We start from the raw sequence: 3,142 nt of genomic DNA, 5'->3' as shown, positions 1-3,142 counted from the left end.
GCGCTACATGGCCCCGGAGCAGATCGACTCCCGAGCGGACGTACCCGCGGACGTGTTCGGCCTGGGAATGACCTTCCTGCACCGTACACCCCCGGCTAAGAACGGTGGGTGAGCGACTGCCGGGATCGGCCGGGATGCGGTGCTGGATCGGCTTACGCGGCGATGAGTCCGGATCGTTGACGCTTCGCCCACACGTCCGGCAGGAGTGGCTCGAGTTGGGCCGTGGTCGGTTTCTCGCCCAGCACATGAAGGGCCGGAAGGATCTTGCGCAGATAAGCCGCCGCGTCGAGACCCAGGTGCCGGCAGGTGCCCACCAGCGAGAAGTGTACCGCCGCGCGCTCACCCGCCTGCGCACTGCCCACGAACTTCCAATTGCTCCGACCCACCGCGATCAGCCGCAGCGTTCTCTCGGATAGGTTATTGTCCAGCGACAGCCGCCCGTCCTCGGCGTATCGGACGAACGCCGCCCAATGGTTAGTCAGGTATCGAATCGCGACTGCCACGGCTGATTTGGGCAACGCCGCCGCGAGCGTCGCGGCGAGCCACTCCTTCAGGTCGTTCAGGATCGGGATCGCTTGCGCTTGCCGCACCGCGTGACGGGCGGCGGAGCGCTCCGGGGTGTCGGGCGGTGGGAGTTGGTGCTCGAGGTGGTAGAGCTGGTGGATGAACTCCACCGCGGGTGTTCCCGGTTCGCCCGCGCCGAGGAACTTGCGGCGGGCGTGAGCCCAGCAAGCCACGTGCCTCGCCCCGTCGGTGAAGAGGGTGTTGTACTGCGACAGGCAGTCGGCATGCACGTAGCCCCGGAAGCCCCGGAGGAACCGCTCCGGGCCGGTTGCGGCGTCGTAGCCGGTGGTGAAGTGGAAGGCTGTGTACGGGGCCGTCGCGTCGCCGATCGTCACCCAGAAATGGCCGTGCGGCATCACGCGCTCGCCGGGCTTCGCGAACCGGGACCGCGTGTCGTCCGACCACACCACCGGGCACGCCAGAACCCGCCGGTGCATCAGCTCGTACAGCGGCGTCAGCAGGAGCGCGGACCGTGTCATCCAGTCGCCCAGGGTGCTGGCGGCCACGTGGACGCCGGCCCGAGCGATCCGGGCGGCCTGGCGGTGCAGCGGCAGGTGGTCGAGGAACTTGCCGACGATGACCTCGGCCAGCAAGCCCGGACCACACAGCCCCCGCTCGATCGGCCCGACGGTGCTCGGTGTCGCCGTCCGCAGCCGTTGCTCGGCCGGGACCGTCGGGGGGCACTGCCGGCAGGCGTAGGTCTTGCGGATGGTGCGAAGCACGAAGTAGGGCGTCGGGTCGCAATCGAGTTGCTCGGTCTCGGTCTGGCCGATGCACACGCGGTCGCCACCACAACTCGGACAGCGGCGCTCTTCGGGCGTCAGGTCGAGGACGGTGTCGCGGCGTTCGAGGTGAGCCGGGAGTGGCGAACGGCCGTGGTCGTGGCGGCGCCGCGCCGGCGCAGCGCCGGGGGCTTTGGGCAGCTTGGGCGTGCGTTCGGACCGCCGGCCGAAGCGGTGCGTCTGCGCGCGCTTGAGTTGGGCTGTCAGCGCCGCCACTTCGGCCCGGAGCTCGTCGGTGGTGCGTTGGAACTGCTGGGCCTGGCTTTGCAGCAGCGTGCGGAGTTGGGCATTCTCGGCCTGGAGTCCGCGCACCAGGGCCTGGAGTGTGGGCACGTCCAAGGGCAGCGGGGCGTCGGCGTCCATGCCCAAGTGTGGGTCAAAAACGGCGGGGGCGTCAGCGAATCGTTGACGATTCCGGGCGCGAATATCGGGGAAAGCGTTTGGCCGAGGGGTAGTCGATGCCGTCGAGGATCATGGCGAACTCGGTGGCGGTGAGTTCGAGCTTGCGGTCGGTGGGCGTGCGGAAGTGGTAGCGGCCGCGCTCGAGTCGCTGGCACCAGAGACAAAGTCCGTGGCGGCTCCAGTACAGCACCTTGAGGCGGTTGGCCGCGCCGTTGGTGAAAATGAACAGGTGGCCGCTCAGGGGGTCGGCCTGGAGGGTGGCTTGGACGTGGCGGTACAGGCCGTCGAACCCGAGGCGGAGATCCACGGCCCCGCCGTACCAGAGCTGGGTGGTAGGCGGGATGCTCAGCACGGGCGGCCCTCGACGGCATGCACGACGGCGGCGATCACCTCCGGTCGGGCGTCAGGTGGGAACCGCAGGACAATGCCCGAGGGGAACACCACTTCGATCGGCGGGCCGGCGAGCGACGGAGTCAAGCGGATGGGGACGAGCGGGGGCGTGACCGGGTCGGGTGACGTGGCTGCGCTGGCGAGGACCCGCTTCCAGACGTAGAAGGACGGCACCGAGATGCCCTCGGCGGCACAGAACTGAGCGACCGTCTGGTGCGCGCGCCGGAACCGCTTGAGTCGTTCGGACCACCGGCGACGGGTGGCGAGTGGGTCACGCCGGAAAGGGGCAGGGACGGCAGGCACAGTGGTATCCTCCGAGGGAAACGGATGCCACCGAACTTACCTCACCTGTCAATGACGCGATCCGTCGGTCGTGTACACAGAACATGGCGTCGCCGGTGACCACCGCCCCGGCGAGCGGGGGCAGGATGCCCAACAGCCGCAACGCCGCCTTGTGCTCGTTGGTCGTGGCCGCCACGCGCAACTGGCCGACGGTGGCCGCGACCGCGGGGGCGAATAGGGCCAGCAGATGGACCCCGGGGGTGTCGCCAGCGGCGCTGCCGCGCAGTACCTTGCCGTCGAGGGCCAGGTGCTCGAAGCCGCCGGGGTGGCGGTCGGCGATCCAGGCGGCCAGCACCTCCTCCAGGGCCGCAACGTTGAGGCGGCGCAGGAGGATCGAGAGGGTGGCCTTGCAGGGAGTTTTGCCGCGGCAAAAGCCGAGCGGATGGGCGAGCGCGGTGCCGTGGTCGCGGCCGAACTGGGCGATCGCTTCCAGGGAGCGGCAGCCGGCCAAGAGGGCGACAACGGTCAGCCCGAGGATGGCGGACAGGGGGTGGACACGACCCTTGGAGTGGCGGGGATCCGGGACAGTGGCGAGGCGCTCCAACAAGGACAACGAGGCCATGGCGGCTCCGGCGCAGGTGGGCCGCCACCCAATACCCAAACCCCCCCCACTTCGCCAAGGTCATCTCGTGAACAGCCCTGGGCGGGGCAACCTCGCCTTC

At 69.5% G+C, this 3,142-nt stretch carries 3 protein-coding genes; all 3 read right to left on the bottom strand.

The window, feature by feature from the left end:
* Window positions 1-152: 152 nt before the first annotated feature.
* Complete coding sequence (locus VGJ14_16350) at window positions 153-1,709, bottom strand: IS66 family transposase (protein ID HEY2834000.1); 1,557 nt, start codon at window positions 1,707-1,709, stop codon at window positions 153-155.
* A gap of 31 nt (window positions 1,710-1,740) precedes the next feature.
* Window positions 1,741-2,055, bottom strand: a complete 315-nt coding sequence (gene tnpB, locus VGJ14_16345) for an IS66 family insertion sequence element accessory protein TnpB (protein ID HEY2833999.1) — start codon at window positions 2,053-2,055, stop codon at window positions 1,741-1,743.
* Window positions 2,056-2,409: 354 nt separating this feature from the next.
* Complete coding sequence (locus VGJ14_16340) at window positions 2,410-3,042, bottom strand: ISAs1 family transposase (GenBank protein HEY2833998.1); 633 nt, start codon at window positions 3,040-3,042, stop codon at window positions 2,410-2,412.
* Window positions 3,043-3,142: the final 100 nt, after the last annotated feature.

Source organism: Sporichthyaceae bacterium (assembly GCA_036493475.1).
GTDB lineage: Bacteria > Actinomycetota > Actinomycetes > Sporichthyales > Sporichthyaceae > DASQPJ01.
This window is presented reverse-complemented; position numbering and strand designations above follow the sequence as displayed.